Annotated in this window: 15 protein-coding genes and 1 pseudogene; 7 read left to right on the forward strand and 9 right to left on the reverse strand. The window is 72.8% G+C overall.

Translation table 11 applies throughout. The features are described 5' to 3' along the window. Positions 1–98: 98 nt before the first annotated feature. Entirely contained in the window at positions 99–1,679 is a 1,581-nt protein-coding gene (locus ABT300_RS03570; RefSeq protein WP_351671523.1) for an MDR family MFS transporter, read from the forward strand. A gap of 244 nt (positions 1,680–1,923) precedes the next feature. Here the strand turns inward: ABT300_RS03570 and cseC are convergent, their stop codons facing one another. From cseC to ABT300_RS03595, 5 genes are all read right to left on the reverse strand, one after another. Next, a complete protein-coding gene (gene cseC, locus ABT300_RS03575) occupies positions 1,924–3,267 on the reverse strand; it encodes a two-component system sensor histidine kinase CseC (RefSeq protein ID WP_452989104.1) in 1,344 nt (447 codons plus the stop codon). A gap of 19 nt (positions 3,268–3,286) precedes the next feature. Continuing rightward, entirely contained in the window at positions 3,287–3,988 is a 702-nt protein-coding gene (gene cseB, locus ABT300_RS03580) for a two-component system response regulator CseB (protein WP_351671529.1), read from the reverse strand. 199 nt (positions 3,989–4,187) lie between these two features. Beyond that, on the reverse strand, positions 4,188–4,832 hold the full coding sequence (locus ABT300_RS03585) for a hypothetical protein (protein ID WP_351671532.1): 645 nt from the start codon (positions 4,830–4,832) through the stop codon (positions 4,188–4,190). Positions 4,833–4,906: 74 nt separating this feature from the next. Then, on the reverse strand, positions 4,907–5,449 hold the full coding sequence (locus ABT300_RS03590) for a SigE family RNA polymerase sigma factor (RefSeq protein ID WP_057577696.1): 543 nt from the start codon (positions 5,447–5,449) through the stop codon (positions 4,907–4,909). Between the two features lie 413 nt (positions 5,450–5,862). Beyond that, complete coding sequence (locus tag ABT300_RS03595; RefSeq protein ID WP_351671535.1) at positions 5,863–6,789, reverse strand: HhH-GPD family protein; 927 nt, start codon at positions 6,787–6,789, stop codon at positions 5,863–5,865. Positions 6,790–7,045: 256 nt separating this feature from the next. Here ABT300_RS03595 and ABT300_RS03600 point away from each other — a divergent pair, with 256 nt between their 5' ends. Further along, positions 7,046–7,909 (forward strand): hypothetical protein, encoded by an 864-nt coding sequence (locus tag ABT300_RS03600; protein ID WP_351671538.1) that lies wholly within the window; start codon positions 7,046–7,048, stop codon positions 7,907–7,909. A gap of 56 nt (positions 7,910–7,965) precedes the next feature. Here the strand turns inward: ABT300_RS03600 and disA are convergent, their stop codons facing one another. Then, positions 7,966–9,090 (reverse strand): DNA integrity scanning diadenylate cyclase DisA, encoded by a 1,125-nt coding sequence (gene disA, locus ABT300_RS03605; protein WP_319281047.1) that lies wholly within the window; start codon positions 9,088–9,090, stop codon positions 7,966–7,968. Between the two features lie 81 nt (positions 9,091–9,171). Beyond that, a complete protein-coding gene (gene radA, locus ABT300_RS03610; protein ID WP_351671542.1) occupies positions 9,172–10,581 on the reverse strand; it encodes a DNA repair protein RadA in 1,410 nt (469 codons plus the stop codon). Positions 10,582–10,800: 219 nt separating this feature from the next. Between radA and ABT300_RS03615 the strand changes: the two genes are divergently transcribed. Continuing rightward, positions 10,801–12,633, forward strand: coding sequence for an RNA polymerase sigma factor (locus ABT300_RS03615; protein WP_351671545.1), 1,833 nt, complete (start codon positions 10,801–10,803; stop codon positions 12,631–12,633). 135 nt (positions 12,634–12,768) lie between these two features. On the opposite strand, the gene ABT300_RS03620 is transcribed toward ABT300_RS03615, so the two are convergent. After that, entirely contained in the window at positions 12,769–13,647 is an 879-nt protein-coding gene (locus tag ABT300_RS03620) for a DUF3109 family protein (protein WP_502977871.1), read from the reverse strand. Positions 13,648–13,718: 71 nt separating this feature from the next. Here ABT300_RS03620 and ABT300_RS03625 point away from each other — a divergent pair, with 71 nt between their 5' ends. The 4 genes and pseudogenes from ABT300_RS03625 to ilvD all read left to right on the forward strand — a co-directional run bounded on the left by ABT300_RS03625 (position 13,719) and on the right by ilvD (position 18,577). After that, positions 13,719–14,651: a Ppx/GppA family phosphatase gene (locus ABT300_RS03625; RefSeq protein ID WP_351671548.1), complete on the forward strand. Its 933-nt coding sequence runs from the start codon at positions 13,719–13,721 to the stop codon at positions 14,649–14,651. A 241-nt stretch (positions 14,652–14,892) separates the two neighbouring features. After that, positions 14,893–15,696, forward strand: a pseudogene (locus ABT300_RS03630) (sugar phosphate isomerase/epimerase family protein); the annotation flags it as partial. Between the two features lie 296 nt (positions 15,697–15,992). After that, positions 15,993–16,598 carry a TetR/AcrR family transcriptional regulator gene (locus ABT300_RS03635; RefSeq protein ID WP_351671551.1) on the forward strand — a complete coding sequence of 202 codons (606 nt, stop codon included), beginning with the start codon at positions 15,993–15,995 and terminating at the stop codon, positions 16,596–16,598. A 125-nt stretch (positions 16,599–16,723) separates the two neighbouring features. After that, positions 16,724–18,577: a dihydroxy-acid dehydratase gene (gene ilvD, locus ABT300_RS03640; protein WP_351671554.1), complete on the forward strand. Its 1,854-nt coding sequence runs from the start codon at positions 16,724–16,726 to the stop codon at positions 18,575–18,577. Positions 18,578–18,755: 178 nt separating this feature from the next. On the opposite strand, the gene ABT300_RS03645 is transcribed toward ilvD, so the two are convergent. Then, positions 18,756–20,975 carry a serine/threonine-protein kinase gene (locus ABT300_RS03645; protein WP_351671557.1) on the reverse strand — a complete coding sequence of 740 codons (2,220 nt, stop codon included), beginning with the start codon at positions 20,973–20,975 and terminating at the stop codon, positions 18,756–18,758. Positions 20,976–21,081: the final 106 nt, after the last annotated feature.

Raw genomic sequence — 21,081 nt, forward strand, 5'->3', positions numbered from 1 at the left:
CCCGGCTAGTTACAGGTCTACCTTCCCCAGTGTAGTGAACTAGCCGGGCGGCAAGTAAGTGGCCGGCGGCGGTGAGTGGCCCAGGGGAGTGGGGAACGATGGCTGACACGCAGACGATCGAGACGGAAGCCGAGAAACAGCCCAGAAGCGTGCGGGTCGTCCTGCTCGCACTCATGATCACGATGATGCTCGCGATGCTCGACAACATGATCGTGGGCACGGCGATGCCGACGATCGTCGGCGAGCTGGGCGGTCTCGAACACCTCTCCTGGGTCGTGACCTCGTACACCCTCGCCACCGCCGCCTCCACACCGATCTGGGGCAAGATCGGCGACATGTACGGGCGCAAGGGCGCCTTCATGTCGTCGATCGTCATCTTCCTGATCGGGTCCGCGCTGAGCGGCATGGCCCAGAACATGGGCGAACTGATCGGCTTCCGCGCGGTCCAGGGCCTCGGCGCGGGCGGTCTGATGGTCGGCGTCATGGCGATCATCGGCGACCTGATCCCGCCCCGGGAACGCGGCAAGTACCAGGGCATGATGGCCGGCGTCATGGCGCTCGCGATGATCGGGGGTCCGCTGGTCGGCGGCACCATCACCGACAACTGGGGCTGGCGCTGGTCCTTCTACATCAACCTGCCGCTCGGCGTGGTCTCGCTGTCCCTCATCAGCGCCGTCCTGCACCTGCCGAAGAAGCGCTCGCAGTCGAGGATCGACTACCTGGGCGCGATCCTGCTGACCGTCGGCATCACCTCCATCGTGCTCGTCACCACCTGGGGCGGCACGGAGTACGCGTGGTCGTCCGCGCGGATCATGGAACTCATCGGGATCGGCGTCGCCTCGCTCATCGGGTTCGTGTTCTGGCAGACCAGGGCCGCCGAGCCGATCGTCCCGCTGCACATCTTCCGCAGCCGCAACTTCACCCTGATGTCCCTCATCGGCTTCATCACCGGCTTCGTGATGTTCGGCGCCACGCTCTTCCTGCCGCTCTACCAGCAGTCGGTGCAGGGCGCCTCCGCGACCAACTCCGGCCTGCTGCTCCTGCCGATGCTCGGCGCGATGCTCGTCACCTCGATGGTCGCGGGCCGGGTGACCACGAACACCGGCAGGTACTACGTCTTCCCGGTCGTCGGCAGCGCCCTGATGGTGATCGGCCTGTACCTGCTGTCGACGATGGACACCGGGACCAGCCGTTTCATGTCCGGGGTCTTCATGGCCGTCGTCGGACTCGGCATGGGCTGCCTGATGCAGATCACGATGCTGGTCGCCCAGAACAGCGTCGAGATGAAGGACATGGGCGTCGCGTCCTCGTCCACCACCCTCTTCCGCACGCTCGGCTCGTCGTTCGGCGTCGCGATCATGGGCGCCCTGTTCAACAGCCGGGTCCAGGACGTCATGGCCGAGCGGGCCGGAGCACTGGGCTCGAAGGTCACCGAGCAGTCCGCTCAGCTGGACGCGGCGAGCCTGGCGAAGCTTCCCGCTGCGGCCCGTGAGGCCTACCAGCACGCCGTGTCGGCCGGCACGCACTCGGCGTTCCTGCTGGGCGCACTCGTCGCGGTGGGCGCGCTGGTGGCGGCGGTGTTCGTCAAGGAGGTCCCGCTGAAGGGCGCAGGGCCGCAGAAGGACGAGACCCCGGCCGGCGCGACAGCCCCGCAGCCGCCCGTGGTCGAGGCCGTCTGACCCGATCGACCACGACGACCGAAGGCCTCCCGGCGGTGTCCGCCCCGGGGGGCCTTCTCCGTGAGCCCGCCGAATCCACCCGGCGGACGCACGGGTTCGCCGGACGCACGGGGTCGCCGGGCGGACCGGTTCAGCAGGCGGACCCGCCCGGCCGGGGCCGCTGCCCGGCCGGCACCTTCGTCCGGCCGCCGGCCGCCGTCTGCTGCCCCCGGTCCCGCCGCGGGCCGTCGCGGGCCGTCGCGGCCTACGGCATCAGCGGGTAGCTTCCCGTGTTCGTCGGGGCGTGTTCGGGCAGCCACAGGACGGCGACGGCGCCCTCGGCGGGTATGTGCTCCGCGGCACCGGCGGGCCGTACGTTGCGGAACGTCAGCCGGGCCCCCAGGACGCGGGCCTGGCCGGCCGCGATGGTGAGCCCGAGCCCGTGCCCGCGCCCGGCGCGGTCCATGCTTCCGGTGCGGAACCGGCTCGGCCCCTCGGCGAGCAGATCCTCCGGGAAACCCGGACCGTGGTCGCGGACCCGGATGACCCGCCCCTCGACGCTGACCTGGATCGGCGGCTTGCCGTGCCGGGCGGCGTTGGCCAGCAGGTTGAACAGGACCCGCTCCAGGCGGCGGGGATCCGTCGTGACCACGGACTCGTGCACGACCCGCACCTCGACCTCCGGGTCCTTGGCCGCCACCCGCCGGGCCACGAACTCGCCCAGGATGATGTCCTGCAGCTCGGCCCGCTCCGAGGCGCCGTCGAGACGGGCCACCTCCAGCACGTCCTCCACCAGGGTGCGCATGGCCTTCGCCCGGTCCAGGACCAGCTCCGTGGGCCGGCCGGGCGGCAGCAGCTCGGCGGCCGTCAGCAGTCCCGTGACCGGGGTGCGCAGCTCGTGCGCGATGTCCGCGGTGACCCGGCGCTCGGCCTCCAGCCGCTCCTGCAGAGTGTCCGCCATGGCGTCCACGGCTCGCGCCAGGTCGTCGGTCTCGTCCCGCACGACCCCGCCGATGGCGTCCCGGACGCGGACGTCCGACTCGCCGCGGGCGACCTGGTTGGCCGCGGCGGCCGCCTTGCGCAGCCGGCGCGAGAGCTGCCCGCCGATGAGCACCCCGAGCGCGCTGCCGCCGAGGACGACCGCGATGGAACCGATCACCAGAGCCTGGTCGAGGTCGTTCAGGATGTCCGTGCTGCGGTCGGTGAACCCGGTGTGCAGGGACAGCACGTGCCCGTCCTTGACCGGCACCGCGGCCCAGATGTCGGGCACTCCGCCGGGGCGGTCGGAGACGAACGTGGCCCTGCGCCCCTCCTGCATCTTGTGCCGGAGCGACGGCGGCAGACCGGGGTCGTCGATCTTGATGTTGGGGAAGTTCAGCCGCCCGGACTGCTCGTAGTTGCGTTGGGCGATCCGCACCCGCTCGTCGGCGAGGTCCCGGGCGTTGTCCAGCATGGACACGCGTGCGGCGTTGTGCACGACGAGGCTGAGCGCGACCGCCACCAGCGCCCCGACCAGCGCGATCGCCGCACTCAGCTTCCATCGCAGCCCCGTGCGGATGCCCGCGCCCGCGGCGCGCCCCGGTACCAGGCGCTCGATCATCCCCCGCATATCCCTGTCCCCGCCCCGCTCAGGCCTTCAGCTTGTAGCCGAAGCCACGGACCGTCTCGATGCGGTCCTGACCGATCTTCGTCCGCAGCCGCTGCACATGGACGTCGACGACCCGGGTGTCGCCGCCCCAGCCGTAGTCCCACACCCTCTCCAGCAACTTGTCGCGGGAGAGGACCGTGCCCGGAGCGGAGGAGAACTCCAGCAACAGCCGCATCTCGGTGGGCGTCAGCGCCACCGACTGTCCGGCCCGGCGCACCTCCATGCCCTCGGTGTCGATCTCCAGGTCGCCGAAGGTCAGCACACCCCCCTCGGCGGCGGCCTCGGGCTCGGTGCGGTCGCCGCCGCCCGCGTGACCGAAGCGGCGCAGAACCGCGCGGATCCGTGCGACCAGCACCGCTCCGTCGAACGGCTTGGTCACGTAGTCGTCGGCGCCGGCCTCCAGGCCGAGGACGACGTCGATGGAGTCGGCGCGCGCCGACAGCATGATCACCGGCACCGTGGACTCGTCGCGGATGCGCCGACACAGGCTCACGCCGTCCAGGCCGGGCACCATCACGTCCAGCAGGGCGATGTCGGGCCGGTCGGCCCGGAACGCCTCCAGGCCGGAGAGGCCGTCGGGCATCGCGGTGACCGCGAAGCCGTCCCGCTCCAGGGCGAGCTGGGTGGCCTCGCGGATGACGTCGTCGTCCTCGACGAACAGGACGTGGGTCTGGTCTGCCATCCCGGTGCTCTCAGTTCTCGTATGCGGTCTTGTGCTGCTGTCGGGTTCCTGTCGGAGCGCCCCTTGGAGGGACGCACGAAGCACGGCGAGCGTTCACTTCCGGTCCCGCCGCCTTGCCCGTGCACTCATTGATCGCATCGAGCACCCCGATCGGTTCACGCCGGCCGAAGGTTTTCACGATCGCCCGCTTCCGTGCGGGTCAGCCGGTCTCCGGCACCGGCGTCGGCGCCCCGCCGCCGACGCTGCTGTAGTCGTTGTGCCAGCTGTACTCCTTCATGAAGCGGCCCGAGGCCCAGCGGTACGTGATCACGTTCTCGCCGGACGGACTGGAGACCGGGTCGCCCTTCTCGTACACCTGCTTGGTCACCACGAGGTCGCCCCGGTCTATCTCCGCGTAGACGGGGGGCTCCTCGGCCTTGAACACGTTCTGGTAGCCGTCGTCGCTCTCGCGGTACACGTAGGAGCCCACGCCGACCGCGTCACCGCAGGTCAGCACGTTGACGATGACGTCGTCGCCGGTACTGCCGGTCAGGTTGCCGTAGGAGACGTCCACCGGGTACTCGTCGCCGACGCAGGGCTTGAGCCCGCCCTTGACCTCGGCAGAGACCGCCGGGTCGTCCTTGACGAGCTGGACCGCGTCCGACTGGTCGAGGCTCTCGGAGGCGGCGGCCTCGGGCATGGGCTTCGCGCCCGCCACCGCGTCGCCGTGCGCCGGCCCCTCGTCGCGTGCGCCGGTGCCGCCGGTCGCACAGGCGGAGACGAAAAGGGCAAGGGCGGCGAGCACGGCCATCGCCGTGGTCGCCGCCTGGATGGCGCCTCGGGCCGGTGTCGGCCCATGGTTCATGCCGAAGGATCCCCCGGCGCCTCGCCGCCCGCCCCCCGGGCGTACGACGGGGCCATCGACACCGCCCTTGTCGGTCAGGCCGCCGTGCAACGCTCCCGCTCCTCACGCTCCAGTGCGCGTGCGTCCAGGTCGCGGGCCTCCAGCTCCTCGCGGAGCCGGGCGAGCGCCCGGTGCAGCGTGCTCTTGACCGTCCCCGCCGACATGCCGAGGGCGGCGGCGGTCTCCTCCGTGGACATCTGCTCCCAGTGTCGCAGCACTACGACGCTGCGCTGCTTCGGAGCCAGCACTTTCATCGCGTCCATCAGCAGGGCGCGGTCGGCGTGCTGCTCGGTGGAGTCGTCCACGCGGGCGTCGGGGAGCTGCTCGGTCGGCACCTCGTCGAGCTTGCGGGCCCGCCACCACTCGGTACGCGTGTTGATCATGACCCGGCGCAGGTAGGCGTCCGCGAGGCGCTTGTCCGCGATGCCGTCCCAGCGGCCGTACGTACGGGCCAGCGCGGTCTGCAGGAGGTCCTGTGCGTCGACCGGGTCCGGGACCAGACGTCGGGCACTGCGCAGAAGCGCGTCCTGCCGCGTGCGGACGTATTCCTCGAACTCGAGCACCTCGCCCTGCGCCATGGTGAACCCCTCCGTCTTGTCCCCGTTTCCGGCGGGCTGTCGCCTGCCGGTTCCTGCTGTGGTCGGTGGCCCGGTGTTCTCGGTGGGCACGCAAACGAAGCTACGGAGGTGTTGTCACGGGGCTGTCCGAAGCAGCCTTCGGCTAGCGCTCGGCTGTCCGTCGGTTGTGTAACGGAAACGAGTTCTGGGTAAGGCGGCAGGGTTACTGGCCCCATTATGGGGCGTTTTGCCCCCTGGCTTGTGTGACACAGGCACGGTCACGGCTCGACGAAGTCTGTGAAAGAGGCCGTTGTCTGTGAAGTGACCATGCGTCAGCTCAGTGACCGTCACTCGGTGGCAGTCACCCAGCCGCAGTCACTCAGTGGCAGTCAGGTCAGCGGGCTTCAGGTCAGTGGCCGTCAGATCAGCGGGCGTCAGGTCAGCGGCAGCCGGTAGAGCCCGCCGGGCAGCGGTTCCACCAGTCCGTCGGCGACGAGCCCGTCCAGCGCACGCGCACGTTGCACCGGCTCCTGCCACACGCGGTCGAGCGCGGTCTGCGGCACGGGTGCGTGCGCGTCCCGCAGGACGGCGAGCAGCTTGCCCCTGACCTGCCGGTCGGTGCCGGCGTACGTCTGACCGCGGCGCGGCGGCCCGTCGTGCTCCGGCTTGCCCGCGAGCCGCCAGGCGCACTGCGCGGCGATCGGGCAACGCACGCACGTCTCGTTCCTGGCCGTGCACACCAGTGCGCCGAGCTCCATGGAGGCGGCGGCCCAGCGCGCCGCCGTCGGCTCGTCCTCGGGCAGCAGGGCGCGGGCCAGTTTGCGCTCGGCGGCCGTCGTGGCGTTCGGCGGGTACTGCACGCCCGTCACGGCGCGCGCGAAGACCCGGCGGACGTTGGTGTCCAGAACGGCGTGCCGCTGCCCGTAGGCGAAGGAGGCGACGGCCGCCGCCGTGTACTCGCCGATGCCGGGCAGCGCGAGCAGCTGGGCGTGGTCGGACGGCACGTCGCCGCCGTGCCGTTCCGTTATCGCCACCGCGGCGCCGTGCAGCCGCAGGGCGCGGCGCGGGTAGCCGAGCCGCCCCCACGCGCGTACCGCCTCACCGGGGGCCTCGGCGGCCAGGTCGGCGGGGCGCGGCCAGCGGGCGAGCCACTGCTCGTAGACCGGCAGGACCCGGCTGACCGGCGTCTGCTGGAGCATGAACTCGCTGACCATCACGCCCCACGCGCCGGCCTCGGGGCGTCGCCAGGGCAGGTCGCGGGCGTTGTCGTCGAACCAGTCGATCACGGGGGAGTGCAGGTCCGCTCCGCGGGCGTCGGCCCGGGCGGGGCTGCTGTGCGGGGGCTTCGTGGGCGCAGTCATGGCCCTTCCGATCCTGCCATGCCCGGCGGCGCCCGCGCGTGCACCGCCACTCGGCAGGGACGGGCGCAGGGACGCTTCACGCGCGCGTGCCGGGGACGAGGCCTTGGGGGCGGCGAGGCGGGCGTCAAGGTGCGATGACCTCGCGGGCCGAAGTCAGGCGCGCGGAAACGGTTTCCGAAATGATGATCCGGAAAAGTTGTGTTCCCAGCGGCGGGTGAGGCCGGTGAACACCACGATCTCTCGTACAGTTTGCGCCGTGGGATCTCTGCGCAATCCGGTCGGGCCGCTTCCCTCCTCCATCTACTGGCGACGGAGGGTCGTACTGCTGTCCGTGTTCGCCCTGTTGGCGCTGCTGACCCTGTGGGTCGTGACCTCGGGCGGTGGCGGCGGCAGGAACGGCGCCGGCAAGGGCAACGGCAAGAACCCCGCCTCGTCCATCACGCCCGGCCCGTCCGGATCCGGTCCCGCGATCAGCCAGAACCCGGGCGGACGCGACGAGTCGAGCCCGGGTTCCTCCAGCGGATCGGGTGCGGACGCGGGCGCCGGTTCCGGCGGCTCGGACGGCGGCTCGGCCGGTTCCGGCGACACCGACGACGGCGCCAACGGCAGCGGTGACGGCAATGCGGCAGGCGCCGACGCCGGTGGCGTCGGCAGCGGCGTCGGCAGCGGTGCCGGTGGCGGCGGTACGGCCACGACGCTGCCCGTCGGCACGACTCTCCCCAACTGCACCGCGGGCGCGGTCACCTGGACGCTGCGCAGTGTCCGCAACGACTACTCGCCCGACCAGACGCCGACGTTCCAGCTGATCGCGAAGAACGGCTCGGCGAGCGACTGCAAGGTCGATCTCGGCCCGAAGCGGGCGGTGTTGACGATCACTCAGGCGGCCGACGACAAGGACTACTGGTCCTCCGCGGACTGCCCCAAGGTCTCCGGGAGCCTGCTGTACCGGGTGCCGGCCGGGCAGAGCTTCACCTACACCGTGAAGTGGGACCGCAAGCCGAGCGCCCCCCAGTGCGCGACTCCGCCGGCCGGGACGGCCAGGGCCGGCACGTATCTCCTCGAGGCGCAGGCCCCGGGCTTCGCGAAGGCGCAGACGTCGTTCGTGCTCAAGGACGACTGAGCGCCCCGCGCCCACCAGCGCCCCGCGCGCCCCCGCTCACCCGCCGGCGGGCGCGGTCAGACGTACCGCTCCAGGATCGAGGACTCGGCCAGTCGGGACAGGCCCTCGCGGACGCTGCGGGCCCGTGCCTCGCCCACGCCGTCCACCGTCTGGAGGTCGTCGACGCTCGCGGCGAGCAGCTTCTGCAGGCTGCTGAAGTGCTCCACGAGACGGTCGATGATCGCCCCCGGCAGGCGCGGCACCTTCGCCAGCAGGCGGAAGCCGCGCGGGGAGACCGCCGAGTCCAGTGCCTCGGGGGAGCCGGTGTAGCCCAGTGCGCGGGCGACCGTGGACAGTTCCAGGAGCTCGGCGTGGGTGAGCGCGTCCAGCTCGTGCAGCGCTTCGTCGACCGTGCGGGAACGCTTGGCCGTCGGCTCGGGAACGTAGTCCCGGACCACCAGTTCGCGCTCCGGCTCCACGCCCGCGATCAACTCGTCGAGCTGGAGGGCGAGCAGTCGTCCGTCCGTGCCCAGTTCGACCACGTATTCGGCGATTTCGGTGGCGATGCGGCGCACCATCTCGAGTCGCTGGGCGACCGCGGAGACGTCCCGGACCGTCACCAGGTCCTCGATCTCCAGCGCTGACAACGTTCCCGCGACCTCGTCCAGGCGGAGTTTGTACCGCTCCAGGGTGGCCAGCGCCTGGTTCGCACGGGACAGGATCGCCGCCGAGTCCTCCAGGACCCGGCGCTGCCCGTCGACGTACAGGGCGATCAGGCGCATGGACTGCGAGACCGAGACGACCGGGAAGCCGACCTGCTTGCTGACCCGGTCCGCAGTGCGGTGCCGGGTGCCGGTCTCCTCCGTGGGGATCATGGGGTCGGGCACCAGCTGGACGCCGGCCCGGAGGATCTTCGACAGGTCGGAGGAGACCACGATGCCGCCGTCGAGCTTGCACAGCTCGCGCAGACGCGTGGCCGCGAACTCCACGTTCAGGACGAATCCGCCCGTACACATCGCCTCGACCGTCTTGTCGGAGCCCAGCACGATCAGCCCGCCGGTGTTGCCGCGGAGGATTCTCTCCAGGCCGTCGCGCAGGGCCGTGCCGGGGGCCACCGCGCTCAGCGCGGCGCGCATCAGGCCGTCGGCACCGGAACTCCCACCGGACTTTCCGGGAGCTGCCGCCCGGTCGTTGGCTGCCACTGCACTCCTCCGGTCACTGGGGTCTGGGGCGTCCCCGTTTCGCGCACTCGTTCGTACGGACGGGCGAGACCAGGGCAAAGTCTACCGGCGGTCCTCCGCGTCCTGTGGGGCCTCTCGGCGACGGGAGCGCGGCAGGACCCGCAGGGCGTCCCCCATGTCCGCCACTTCCAGGACCTTCATGCCCGCCGGGATCTTGCCGGGATCGCCCGGTACGAGGGCGTGCGTGAAGCCCAGACGGTGGGCCTCGGCGAGCCTGCGCTGCACGCCCGTGACCCGTCTGACCTCGCCCGCGAGGCCCACCTCGCCGATCGCGACCAGGTTCTTCGGCAGCGGGGTGTCACTGGCGGCGGACGCCAGGGCGAGGGCGATGGCCAGGTCCGCGGCGGGCTCCGAGAGCTTCACGCCGCCGACCGTCGCCGAGTAGATGTCCCGCTTGCCGAGCGCGCTGATCCGGCCGCGCTGCTCCAGGACGGCCAGCATCATCGAGACGCGCGAGGTCTCCAGGCCGGACGTCGTGCGGCGGGGGGAGGGGATCTGGGAGTCGACGGTGAGCGCCTGCACCTCGGCGACCAGCGGCCGGCGGCCCTCCAGGGTGACCGTCAGGCAGGTGCCCGGGACCGGTTCGTCACGACGTGTCAGGAAGAGTCCGCTCGGGTCGGCAAGGCCCGTAATGCCCTCGTCGTGCAGTTCGAAGCAGCCGACCTCGTCGGTCGCGCCGTAGCGGTTCTTGACGCCGCGCACCAGGCGCAGGCGCGCGTGCCGGTCGCCCTCGAAACTCAGGACGACGTCGACCAGGTGCTCCAGAAGACGCGGACCGGCGATGGCGCCGTCCTTGGTGACATGGCCCACCAGCAGCGTGGACATGCCGCGTTCCTTCGAGGCGCGGATCAGGGCGCCCGCGACCTCGCGGACCTGGGCCATGCCGCCGGGGGCGCCGTCGATCTCGGGGGAGGCCACGGTCTGCACCGAGTCCACGATCAGCAGGGACGGCTTGACGGCGTCCAAGTGACCGAGGACGGCCGCCAGATCGGTCTCCGCCGCGAGGTACAGATGGTCGTCGATGGCGCCGATGCGGTCGGCGCGCATGCGGACCTGCGACGCCGACTCCTCACCGGTGACGTAGAGGGTGCGGTGCTCGTCGCTCGCCGACTTGGCGGCCACGTCCAGCAGCAGCGTCGACTTGCCGACGCCCGGCTCGCCCGCCAGGAGCACGACCGCGCCGGGCACGAGCCCGCCGCCGAGGACGCGGTCCAGCTCCGGCACGCCGGTGGGGCGGGCGGTGGCCTGCCGCCCGTCGACCTGCCCGATGGGCAGGGCGGAGGTGGTGACGCGCCCCGGCGCGGTGGTGCGGACGGCGGGCGCGCCGTACTCCTCGACCGTGCCCCAGGCCTGGCACTCGGGGCAGCGGCCGAGCCACTTGGCCGTCTGCCAGCCGCATTCCGTGCAGCGGTAGGACGGACGGTCCTTGGTGGTCTTCGTACGGGCAGCCATGGGGAAACCGTAGCCGCCCGCACCGACAGCCGGGCCAGCCTGTGGACGAAGGGGGCGCGAAACACCGGCGCCCCCGGTGAATCAGCCACGTCCCCTCACGATCGAGCCATGCGACCCCCCGGGGCGGTCCCCTTTTGAGGGATCGTTTCACCCGTACGAATTAAAAGGGCTCAAGGGGCGGGAAGAGCTGGTTCCGTGCCGCCTACGGTCGCACGGGTGATGAGCAGCAGCCCGGAAACCCCGACCCGCACGACCGGCGCGCACCGGGCGCGCCGGGAGGCGCGCGACGGCGCAGCGGCGCGCACGCTCGCGCAGCGGCCGCCCACGCCCTACGAGCCTTACCTGGACGGCCTGTTCACCTACTGCCTGTCTGTTCTGTGCGACCACGAGGCGGCCACCGCGGCCCTGGCCGACGCGCTGGCGTTCGCCGAGCGGCGCGGTCAGCGCGGACCGGACGCCGAGGGCGACCGCCGGGCATGGCTCTACGCACTTGCCCGCTGGGCCTGTCTGCGCAAGCTCGCCGAGGCCAGGCAGCATCACCGGAGCGCACACGCGGCCCACCGCGAGGGCCGCCGACGGCAACCGGGAGCGCAACCGGCGACCGCCGCCCCGCCCGGGTCGACGTCGTCCGGCCGATCCACCACGGCCTCCACGGCCTCCACGGCCGCCGCGCCGGATTCCGAGCAGGAGCGGCAAAGACGCGAGCTGTCCCGGCTGGCCTGGCCGGAGGCCGCCGGCACCACCCCGGAACAGCGCGAGGCGCTCGAACTCGCCGTGCGCCACCAGCTCGCCGTCCACGAGGTCGCGGCCGTCCTCGGCAAGGACCTCGCCGCCGCCCGCGAACTGCTCGCCACGGCCGCCTGCGAGGTGGAACGCACGCGTGCGGCTCTCGCCGTGGTCGAGACCGGCGGCTGTCCCGGCGTCGCGCGACTCACCGGCGGGAACCAGTTCGTGCTCAACGCCGCACTGCGCCGTGAACTCGTCCGGCACGTCGACGACTGCCCGCACTGCCGCAGGGCCGCCGGACGCGCCGTCCCCGGTCGCTGGCCCGGCGCCGGCGTCACCCCCGCCGAGCTGCCCGTCCTGGAAGCGCCCCGCGCGCGGCTGCACGGCGCCATGAGCCACCTTCCGCGCGCACGGCGGACCACCGCGCCGCGCTACGACCGGCGCGGCTTCCCGATGGACCCCAAGGACCACGCCGCCCGCCGGGAGCGGCTGCGCGCGCGTGCCGTCACGACGACCGTCGTCGCCACCGTCGTCGCCGCTCCCGTGCTCGCCCTGTGGGCGGCCTACCGGGGAACGCCCACGGGGGAGGGCGCCGAAGGACGCTCGGTCGGCGTCAGCGAGGCGCACGACTCCGACGCCCTGGACGGTGGGGCGGGAGGCTACGAGAACGCCGGGAACGTCAGCACCCGCCCCCGCAGCGACCGCGCGAAGGGCGACGACCCGGACGTGTCCGTGGAGGTCGTCAGCGTCACGGGACTCGGCGAGAGCACCGCCGGGCGGATCTCCGTGACGGCCGCCACCCACGGCGGCGCCACGCTCGTCACCCTGACCGCGGACGCCGCCGCCGACGGTCCCATCCGGTGGTCGGCCGTCACCGCGGCGCCCTGGCTGTACCTGAGCCGGTCCGCGGGCGTCCTGCGGCCCGGCGAGTCGGCGACGGTGAAGGTGTACGTGGATCACTTGCGCGAGCCGGCCGGGCCATGGCACGCACGCGTGGCCGTCGCCCCGGCGGGCGCCGTGGTCTCGATCGAGGGCTACGGCACCGCCGCCGGCCCGTCCGGCCCCGGAAAGGGTCAGGGCCACGGTCCGGGGCACGGTCAGGGCCACAGCCCGGGGGACGGCCACGGTCCCGGCCACGGAGACCCGCCCCCGGCCACGGACCCCGACCCCACGCCCACGACGCCGTCCGACCCGGACCCGACCCCCACCGACCCGCCCTCCGGCTCCGACCCGGACCCCACCCCCGCCGACCCGACCCCGACCGATCCGGAGAGCTCGCCGCCGACGACCGGCGACGGCGAACCGCCGGGCCCGGCGACGCCCTGAGCCGCGCCCGCCATGCCGCCGCCCGTGCCGTGCCCCCGGCCGCCGCCCCTGCCTGCGCCCGTGCCTTCGCCCGCCGCGCCGCCTGCCTCCCGGACGCGTCGAGGGCGCCCGGCCCGTCGTACGCGCCCGGGACGCTCAGCCGGTCCGGCGTGCCGGGTCCACCGGGTCCGCCGGGTGCGGGGCGAGGAGCGGGAGCTGCCCGGCGAGGCGTTCCTCGCACAGTTCGACCAGGCGGTCGTAGCCGGCCTTGCCCATCAGCTCGGTCAGCTCCGGCCGGTAGGAGACGTACACCGGGTCGCCCGCTCCGTGCGCCGAGGTCGCCGACGTGCACCACCAGTGCAGGTCGTGGCCGCCGGGGCCCCAGCCCCGCCGGTCGTACTCGCCGATCGACACCTGCAGCACGCGCGTGTCGTCGGGACGGTCGATCCAGTCGTACGTCCGCCGCACCGGAAGCTGCCAGCAGACGTCCGGCTTGGTCTCCAGAGGTTCGCGGCCCTCCTTGAGGGCCAGGATGTGCAGCGAGCAGCCCGCGCCGCCCGCGAAGCCCGGACGGTTCTGGAAGATGCACGAGCCGTTGAACGGACGGGTCTGGCGCGAGCCCTCGTCGTCCTCCGCGACCCAGCCGTCCCGGGTGCCCTCGGCGTGGTGCTGCCAGATGTCGGGGGTGAGCCTCGCCACATGTCCGGCGACGCGCTTCTCGTCGTCCTCGTCGGAGAAGTGGGCGCCCAGCGTGCAGCACCCGTCGTCCGCGCGGCCCGCCTGGATGCCCTGGCAGCCGCTGCCGAAGACACAGTTCCAGCGAGAGGTCAGCCATGTCAGATCGCAGCGGAATACCTGCTCGTCGTCCGCCGGATCCGGAAACTCCACCCACGCGCGCGCGAAGTCGAGCCCCTTCTCGTCCGCTGCCTGGGTCGCTTCCAGGGCCTTCTTCGCCTTCTTGGCCGCCGTCACCGCGTCAGCCCGCGAAGAACCGCCGGGTGATTTGTCGGGATTCGCCTTTTTCGTCTTTGGCACGCGTCCAGGGTAAGTCGCCGGAAGCCGCTTCGGGGACGGCCCACGGCCTCACGGGCAGTAGCGTGCCCTACATGAGACTCGGTGTCCTCGACGTGGGATCGAACACGGTGCATCTGCTGGTGGTGGACGCCCACCCCGGCGCGCGGCCGCTTCCCGCGCACTCGCACAAGGCGGAACTGCGCCTCGCCCAACTCCTCGACGAGGACGGGGCGATCGGCGACGACGGCATAGACCGGCTGATCACGGTCGTCCACGAGGCCCTGCAGGCCGCAGAGGACAAGGGCGTCGAGGACCTGCTGCCGTTCGCGACCTCCGCGGTGCGCGAGGCCACCAACGCCGACGACGTCCTCGCGCGCGTGCAGGCCGAGACCGGCGTGGAGCTCCAGGTCCTCACCGGCGCCGAGGAGGCCCGGCTCACCTTCCTCGCCGCCCGCCGCTGGTTCGGCTGGTCGGCGGGCAAACTGCTCGTCCTGGACATCGGGGGCGGCTCCCTGGAGATCGCGTACGGCATGGACGAGGAGCCCGACGCGGCCGCGTCCCTGCCCCTGGGCGCCGGCCGCCTCACCGCGGGCTGGCTCCCCGGCGACCTGCCCGACCCCGAGGACATACGCGCCCTGCGCCGTCACGCCCGGGCGCAGATCGCCCGCACGGTCGGCGAGTTCAGCCGGTTCGGCGCCCCCGACCACGTCGTCGGCACCTCGAAGACGTTCAAGCAGCTCGCCCGTATCGCCGGCGCCGCCCGCTCCACCGACGGCCTCTACACGCAGCGTGAGCTCAAGCGGGAGTCCCTGGAGTCCTGGGTGCCCCGCCTCGCCGGCATGACGACCGCCCAGCGCGCAGAGCTCCCGGGCGTGTCCGAGGGCCGGGCCAACCAGCTTCTCGCCGGCGCGCTGGTGGCCGAGGGCGCGATGGACCTCTTCGGCGTGGAGACGCTGGAGATCTGCCCCTGGGCGCTCAGGGAGGGCGTGATCCTCCGCAAGCTGGATCACATGGCGTCCACCTGACGCGGGGAGCGCGCCTCCCGCACGTGGGGAGCGCGCTCGCTCACGCGGGAGAGCGTCCCCCTCACATGCGGGAGGTGCGCTCGCTCACGCGCGGAGCGTGTCTCCCTCGCGTGGGGGCGCGGCCGGCGGCGTGCACGCCCCCACGTGCGCACAGCCCCGGCGCTCGCGCCCGCCGTGGGGAACACCACAACGGCGATCGGGCGCGCGGTCCCACCCGACCGCACCCCGTAACCTGTCCCCCATGGCAGAGCCAGTCGTGCGGATCCCGGATGCGAAGGTCGCCCTGTCGACGGCCTCGGTCTACCCGGAGTCGACGGCGACGGCCTTCGAGATCGCCGCGCGCCTCGGGTACGACGGCGTCGAGGTCATGGTCTGGAACGACCCCGTCAGCCAGGACATCGACGCGCTGCGCAGGCTCAGCGACCACCACCGCATCCCGATCCTGGCCGTTCACGCCCCCTGCCTGCTGATCACGCAGCGGGTGTGGTCGACCGACCCGTGGACGAAGCTCCAGCGGGCCCGCGCGGCGGCGGAGAGGCTCGGCGCGAGCACCGTCGTCGTCCACCCGCCGTTCCGCTGGCAGCGTCAGTACGCGCGCGACTTCGTCACCGGCATCTGGCGGATGGCCGACGAGACGGACGTGCGGTTCGCCGTCGAGAACATGTACCCGTGGCGCTACCGCGACCGCGAGATGCTCGCGTACGCACCCGACTGGGACGTCACGAAGGACGACTACCGGCACTTCACGATCGACCTCAGCCACGCCTCGACGGCCCGCGCGGACGCGATGCAGATGGTCGACCGCATGGCCGACCGACTTGGCCACGTCCACCTCGCCGACGGAAACGGTTCGGCGAAGGACGAGCACCTGGTGCCCGGGCGCGGTTCCCAGCCCTGCGCGGAGCTGCTGGAGCGGCTCGCGCAGACCGGCTTCGACGGGCACGTCGTCATCGAGGTCAACACACGGCGTGCGATGTCCGGCGCCGAACGCGAGGCCGACCTTGCGGAGGCCCTCGCCTTCACCCGCCTGCACCTGGCCTCGGCCTCCTCGCCGGCCGCGCTCTCCTCGCCCGCCTCGCCGTCGGCGCCCCCCAGGCCGTCCACGGCGGCCTCCCCGGCGTCCCCGGCCGCCTCGCCCCGGCTGGAGCCGACGGGGCCGACAGGGCCGTCCTCGACGGAGTCGTCGTCCTCGCCCACGGCCCCCTCCCCGTCCACGGCCCCCTCCCCGTCCACGGGCTCCTCCCCGTCCGACGACGGCTCCCGGGGGCCGGCGATGCCGTCCTCGAGGTCCTCCTCGCCGAAGTCCCCGGCCGGGTTCCGGCGTCCGAAGGCCCGCCGCCGATGACCGGCGTCACGGCCCGCAGGCGGGGCCGCCCCCCGCGCGCGGAGTCGGCGGACACCCGGGACCGCATCCTGGCGGCCGCCCGTGAGGAGTTCTCCGAGCGGGGCTACGAGAAGACGTCCGTTCGCGGCATCGCGAAGGCGGCCGGCGTCGACCCGGCCCTCGTGCACCACTACTTCGGCACCAAGGAGCAGGTCTTCGAGGCCTCGATCGAGGTGGCCTTCGCGCCCGCGCTCCACGCGCCGGAGGCGATCGCCGACGGGCCCCTCGACCAGGTCGGCGAGCGGCTCGCCCGCTTCGTCCTCGGCGTCTGGGAGAACCCCGCCACCCGCAAGCCCCTGCTGGCGATCCTGCGCTCGGCCGTGAACAACGACACCGCGGCCGCCGTCTTCCGGCGCCTCGTCTCCTCGCAGCTGCTGCGCCGCGTCGCCGCGCAGCTCGACCTGCCGGACGCCGAACTGCGCGCCGAGCTCGCGGCGGCGCAGCTGGTCGGCTGCGCGATGCTGCGCTACGTCATCAAGGTGGAGCCGCTCGCGTCGGCGGATCTGGAGCAGATCGTCGCGCGCGTGGCGCCGGTCGTGCAGGGCCATCTGACCGGACCGTGAGCCCCGCCCGGGGGGTGAGACATTCGTCCCGGTATGCGGACGCAGTGTCCGCCCTCTGGATGACCGGCGTACGCTCGTCAGCAGTCAGAAGTCTCTGATCGCAGTCTCTGAAGGAGCGAGCGACGATGCCCGAGCTGAGGTCCCGCACAGTCACCCACGGCCGCAACATGGCGGGCGCCCGCGCCCTTATGCGCGCCTCCGGTGTACCCGGTGCGGACATCGGCCGGAAGCCGATCATCGCGGTGGCCAACAGCTTCACCGAGTTCGTGCCCGGCCACACCCACCTGCAGCCGGTCGGCCGGATCGTCAGCGACGCCATCCGCGAGGCCGGCGGCATCCCGCGCGAGTTCAACACGATCGCCGTCGACGACGGCATCGCGATGGGCCACGGCGGCATGCTCTACAGCCTGCCCTCCCGCGACCTGATCGCGGACAGCGTGGAGTACATGGTCGAGGCGCACTGCGCCGACGCCCTGATCTGCATCTCCAACTGCGACAAGATCACGCCGGGCATGCTGAACGCGGCCCTGCGCCTGAACATCCCGACGGTCTTCGTCTCCGGCGGCCCGATGGAGTCCGGCCGCGCCACGCTCGTCGACGGCACGGTCCGCACGCTCGACCTGGTCGACGCGATCTCCGACGCCGTCAACGACAAGATCTCGGACGAGGACATCCTCCGCATCGAGGAGAACGCCTGCCCGACCTGCGGCAGCTGTTCCGGCATGTTCACCGCCAACTCGATGAACTGCCTGACCGAGGCCATCGGCCTCTCCCTCCCGGGCAACGGCTCGGTCCTGGCCACGCACACCGCCCGCCGGGCGCTGTACGAGAACGCGGGCCGCACGGTCATGGAGGTCACCCGCCGCTACTACGAGCAGGACGACGAGACGGTCCTGCCCCGCAACATCGCCACCATCGCGGCCTTCGAGAACGCGATGGCCCTCGACATCGCGATGGGCGGCTCGACCAACACGATCCTGCACCTGCTCGCCGCCGCCCAGGAGGCGGGCGTCCCGTTCGGCCTGGAGGAGATCAACGAGGTCTCGCGCCGCGTGCCCTGCCTGGCCAAGGTCGCGCCGAACGTCGCGAAGAACCGCACGTACTACATGGAGGACGTGCACCGGGCCGGCGGCATTCCCGCCCTGCTCGGCGAACTGCACCGGGCCGGCCTGCTCAACGAGGACGTGAACTCGGTCCACAGCCCGTCCCTGGCGGACTGGCTGAAGACCTGGGACGTCCGGGGCGGGTCCCCCTCGCCCGAGGCCCTCGAGCTGTGGCACGCGGCTCCCGGCTGCGTCCGCTCCGCCGAGGCCTTCTCCCAGTCCGAGCGCTGGGAGGCGCTGGACGAGGACGCCGAGGGCGGCTGCATCCGCTCCGCCGAGCACGCCTACAGCAAGGACGGAGGCCTCGCCGTGCTGCGGGGCAACCTCGCCGTCGACGGCTGCGTGGTCAAGACGGCCGGCGTCGACGAGTCGATCTGGACCTTCGAGGGCCCGGCGGTCGTCTGCGAGTCGCAGGAGGAGGCCGTCGAGAAGATCCTCAACAAGCAGGTGACCGACGGCGACGTCGTCGTCATCCGCTACGAGGGTCCCAAGGGCGGCCCGGGCATGCAGGAGATGCTCTACCCGACGTCCTTCCTCAAGGGCCGCGGCCTGGGCAAGACCTGCGCCCTGATCACCGACGGCCGCTTCTCCGGCGGCACCTCGGGCCTGTCGATCGGCCACGCGTCCCCCGAGGCGGCCTCCGGCGGCACGATCGCCCTCGTCGAGGACGGCGACCGCATCCGCATCGACATCCCGAACCGCACCATCGAGCTCCTCGTGGACGACGCCGAGCTCACCCGGCGCGAGGCGGCCCTCGGCGGCGTCTACGCCCCGAAGAACCGCGAGCGCAAGGTGTCCGCCGCGCTGCGCGCCTACGCCGCGATGGCGACGAGCGCCGACAAGGGCGCGGTCCGGGACGTGTCGAAGCTGGGCTGAGGCCCGAGGGCCTGACGCGCAGAGGGCCTGAAGCCCCGAGGACCTGGAGCCCTGGGGGTTCTGAGGGTCTGGGGGGGCTTGGAGCTCTGAAGCCCTGAGGGCCCGGAGCCTGAAGCCCCGAGGGCCGTCTCCGCCGGAACTCCGTGCCGGGGCGGCCCTCGGCGCGTGCCGGCCGCGGCTACCAGTCCTGCGGCGCCCGCCCGTCGACAGTGAAGACGGTCCCGTCGGGCGCGCCGGCGTAGACACGGCCGTCGACCGCCATGGGCGCGGGCAGCGAGGCCACCACCTTGTCCGACTCGGCCCCGAGCCGCAGTCGCGTCTGCCCGACGAGTTTGCCGCGTTCGGCGTCCACCGCGAGGAGACGTCCGTCGGCGGCGCCGAAGTACACGTGCTCGCCGTCGGCGGAGGGCGCCGACCCCCGGCTGACCGCCGTCTGCAGGGACCACAGCTCCCTCCCCGCGACCGTGTCGACGGCCACCAGCGACCCGTCGAAGGCCAGCAGGTAGACCCGGTCGCCGTGCACGGTGGCGCGCACCCCCTGGAGGGCGACGCCCAGGGCGGTCCGCCGCGGTGCGGCGTCCCCCGGCCGGTAGCGGAGCACGGCGTCCACATCCCCGTACGCACTGCCCTCGGACAGCAGGACGAGACTGCCGCCGACGGCGCCCGCGGGGACGACCGTCCCGTCGAACCGCTCCTCCCAGCGCACCTCGCCGGTCGCCGGGTCCACGGCCGTGACCCGGGTGTGCCGCCCGTCGTCCGACGTGGTCGACGCATAGGCCAGCGGGTGCCCATCCTGCGCGAACGACTCGAAGTACGGCTCGCTCAGTCCCGGGATCCGCCGGCTCCACGCCGTCCTGCCCGTGGCCGCGTCCACGCCGGTCACCGTGGCGTCGGCCGCGGTCAGCAGCAGCGTGCCGCCGACGGTGCGGACGCCCGGGTACGGCGTCAGGTCCCGATGCCAGCGCGGCACGCCCGACGCCGGGTCGAGCGCCTCCATCCGCCGGCCCGCGTCGGTGACCACCAGCGCCAGTCCGCCGGCGAGCGTCGGCGCCTCGACGGACCCGTCCCCCTCGGGAACCGACCGCCGCCACAGCACACGCCCGTCGGACGCGTCCAGCGCGGACACCTGCCCGGACTGCGCGCACACCAGCAGCCGCGTGCCGTACACGCACTGCGGCAGTCCGCCCGTGCCGCCGCGCGCGATCTCACCGCCGCCCTTCACGGGCCGCACGCTCCAGTCGGCGAGGGCGGACGACGAGGAATCCGCGCCGCCCGTGTTCCCCCGTCCGCCGCGGTCGGCGTCGCCGTTCCCGAGCATCCGGGCCGCGCCCAGCGCGCCGCCGCAGAGGACGACGGCCAGCGCGCCGGCCGCGAGCGCCCTGCGCCTGCGTCGTCCCCGCGGCTTCCCGCCCTCGCCCGCCCCGGGCTCCCGCTCGCCGGCCGCCTCGCCTTCCGTTGCGACATCCCTTTCCGTCGCGATCCCTGCTCTCGCCGCGGACCCGGCGGCCGGCCCGGCCTCCGGCTCGTCGAGAGCCCGCTGCGGCGGTATGAACACCTGCGTGTCGTAGGAGGCCGCCACCGTCCGCAGTTCGCGCATGAGTTCGTCGGGGGTGGGCCGGTCCTCCGGCTCCTTGGCGAGGCAACGCGTCACCAGCGGCGCGAGGTTGTCCGGCACGCCGGTCAGGTCCGGCTCGTCGTGGACGACCTGGTAGGCGACGACGTACGGGCTGTCGGAGTCGAACGGCCCGCGTCCCGTCGCGGCGTGCACCATCACGGAGCCGAGCGCGAACACGTCGGCGGCGGACCCGACCTCCCGTGGGCGCCGGAACTGCTCCGGCGCCATGAACGGCGGCGTGCCGATCAACTTGCCCGTCTCGGTGCGCAGTTCGCTGTCCTTCGGGCGGGAGATGCCGAAGTCGATCACCTTCGGACCGTCCTCGGCGAGCAGCACGTTGCTCGGTTTCAGGTCCCGGTGCACGACGCCCACCCGGTGGATGTCCCGCAGCGCCTCCGCGAGGCCGGCCATCAGCCGCCGCAACTCACCGGCGTTCATGGGCCCGTTCCGCTTCACCTGCTCGGCGATGGTCGAGCCGGGGGTGAACAGGGTCGCCATCCAAGGCCGTTCGGCCTCAGGGTCGGCGTCGACGACGGGCGCGGTGAACGCCCCGCTCACCCGGCGGGCGGCCGCCACCTCCTGCCGGAACCGCCCCCTGAACTCGGGATCGCGGGCGAACCGGGCGTGCACGACCTTGACCGCGACCTTCATGCCGGAGGTGCTGCGGGCCAGATGCACCACGCCCATGCCGCCGGAACCCAGGCACTCCTCAAGGCGGTAGTGACCTGCGTACTCCGGAAGTTCCGCTTCCGCGCCCGCCCCGGTGTCGCGCTGTGGCGTCATGGACCACCCCCGTGCTGTTCATCCGCTCGTCCGCGCACGCGCCGGACGGAGCCTAGTCGATGACTCGTACAGCGCAGAGGCGGCTTGCTAGCCTCCGCGTACGAAT

It is taken from the genome of Streptomyces sp. NPDC001027 (assembly GCF_040299045.1).
Lineage (GTDB): Bacteria > Actinomycetota > Actinomycetes > Streptomycetales > Streptomycetaceae > Streptomyces.

What these genes read in the sequence shown, in the direction of transcription:
- cseB (WP_351671529.1), bottom strand. Translation starts at nt 3,988, where the DNA reads ATGGCAGACCAGACCCACGTCCTGTTCGTCGAGGACGACGACGTCATC.
- cseC (WP_452989104.1), bottom strand. Translation starts at nt 3,267, where the DNA reads ATGCGGGGGATGATCGAGCGCCTGGTACCGGGGCGCGCCGCGGGCGCG.
- ABT300_RS03615 (WP_351671545.1), top strand. Translation starts at nt 10,801, where the DNA reads ATGAGCAGCAGCCCGGAAACCCCGACCCGCACGACCGGCGCGCACCGG.
- ilvD (WP_351671554.1), top strand. Translation starts at nt 16,724, where the DNA reads ATGCCCGAGCTGAGGTCCCGCACAGTCACCCACGGCCGCAACATGGCG.
- ABT300_RS03570 (WP_351671523.1), top strand. Translation starts at nt 99, where the DNA reads ATGGCTGACACGCAGACGATCGAGACGGAAGCCGAGAAACAGCCCAGA.
- ABT300_RS03590 (WP_057577696.1), bottom strand. Translation starts at nt 5,449, where the DNA reads ATGGCGCAGGGCGAGGTGCTCGAGTTCGAGGAATACGTCCGCACGCGG.
- ABT300_RS03585 (WP_351671532.1), bottom strand. Translation starts at nt 4,832, where the DNA reads ATGAACCATGGGCCGACACCGGCCCGAGGCGCCATCCAGGCGGCGACC.
- ABT300_RS03595 (WP_351671535.1), bottom strand. Translation starts at nt 6,789, where the DNA reads ATGACTGCGCCCACGAAGCCCCCGCACAGCAGCCCCGCCCGGGCCGAC.
- radA (WP_351671542.1), bottom strand. Translation starts at nt 10,581, where the DNA reads ATGGCTGCCCGTACGAAGACCACCAAGGACCGTCCGTCCTACCGCTGC.
- ABT300_RS03635 (WP_351671551.1), top strand. Translation starts at nt 15,993, where the DNA reads ATGACCGGCGTCACGGCCCGCAGGCGGGGCCGCCCCCCGCGCGCGGAG.
- ABT300_RS03625 (WP_351671548.1), top strand. Translation starts at nt 13,719, where the DNA reads ATGAGACTCGGTGTCCTCGACGTGGGATCGAACACGGTGCATCTGCTG.
- ABT300_RS03645 (WP_351671557.1), bottom strand. Translation starts at nt 20,975, where the DNA reads ATGACGCCACAGCGCGACACCGGGGCGGGCGCGGAAGCGGAACTTCCG.